This window comes from Rhodococcus sp. 14C212, assembly GCF_011058195.1.
In the GTDB taxonomy this organism is placed as follows: domain Bacteria; phylum Actinomycetota; class Actinomycetes; order Mycobacteriales; family Mycobacteriaceae; genus Rhodococcus; species Rhodococcus aetherivorans.
This window is the reverse complement of the sequence record NZ_JAALEH010000212.1, coordinates 1-1,207: the sequence shown is the minus strand read 5'-3', so window position 1 is coordinate 1,207 and position 1,207 is coordinate 1. Positions and strand designations below refer to the sequence as shown.

The window sequence follows — 1,207 nt, the reverse complement described above, 5'->3', positions numbered from 1 at the left end:
CGACCACCCTGACCCCTCCTGACCACCCCGGCCGAATGTCACACCGGTTCGATGACATCGAACCGGTGTGACATTCGGCCACGAGAGGCTAGGTGCCGGTGATCTCGTTGGGGGTCTGCGGCAGGGACGCGGTCCGCACCCGGGCGGAGTCGAGATCGACCGCGTGCAGCGCGTTGCTCGCCGGGTCGGTGACGTAGGCGGTGCGGCCCTGCACGTACAGCGCCGGGCGCGGCGACTGCCACTCGTCGGGCTCGGTCCACGGGGCGAGGACGTCGATGCGCCGGACCGCCGTTCCGCTGTTCTGGTCGATCACGTGCAGCGCCCCGTCGGTGCCCAGGACGAGTGCCTCGCCGTGGGGTCCGCGCCCGAGCGAGCGGAACGTGTAGCTGGTGCCGAGGTCGACGAGCCGCAGCTCGCCCGTGCGGGTATCGGTGAGCGAGACACGCTGTGGTCGTTCGAGTTCCGCGTCCGGATCGCTCTTGTAGTCACCGAGCACGATGTCGGACTCCTCGGATCCGGCCTGGTTGCCGATCCGGCCGTACGGGTCGGGGGCGCTCACCTTCGTGATCGTGCCGTCGCGGTAGACGAGCAGGCCGTCCTCGCAGCCCAGCACGACGGTCTCGTCGGCGGCGACGGCCTCGCCGTGCACGCCGGGGCACTGCTCGTTGCGGGTGATCTCCCGGCGCTCGGCGTCGAGCACGGCGATGCCGTTGCGGGACTCGCTGTCGCCGAGGGTGACGATCAGGCTGCCGTCGGCGAGCGCGACCGCGACGCCGTGGTGTGCCTGCGCAGTGGTGTAGGTGTCGGTCCGCGGCGTGCCGTCGGCGAGGTCCGCGGGGTCGAGGATGTCGATGCGGCCGGTGCCGTCGTCGAAGAGCACGGTCCTGCCCGCGTGCCGGACGACGTGACCGGGCTTGGTGGCGGCGAACTCGACGTCGGTGAGTGCCGCGCTGCCCGCGTAGTGGTGCGCGTGGTCGCCGTGGGGTTCGGACCAGCTGCCGGTGTCGAGGACGCGGAAGCCTCCGGCGGTGGAGACGAACACGTGCCGGCCGTCGCCGGCGGCATTGAGGCGGTTGAATCCGTCGAGCGGCAGGTCGGCGACGACGTCGAGGTCGTTCGCGTCGAGGACGAGAACGCCGCCGTCGTAGGTGACGGCGAGCCGGGGCTCGGCGGCGGCGACCTCGGCGGGGGTGGTCGTGGCGGGGGC

At 72.1% G+C, this 1,207-nt stretch carries 1 protein-coding gene; it reads right to left on the bottom strand.

Annotated elements, in window-relative coordinates:
* Nucleotides 1–88: 88 nt before the first annotated feature.
* The coding region (gene aztD, locus G6038_RS30730; RefSeq protein WP_165042691.1) for a zinc metallochaperone AztD at nucleotides 89–1,207 on the bottom strand (1,119 nt) is incomplete at its 5' end.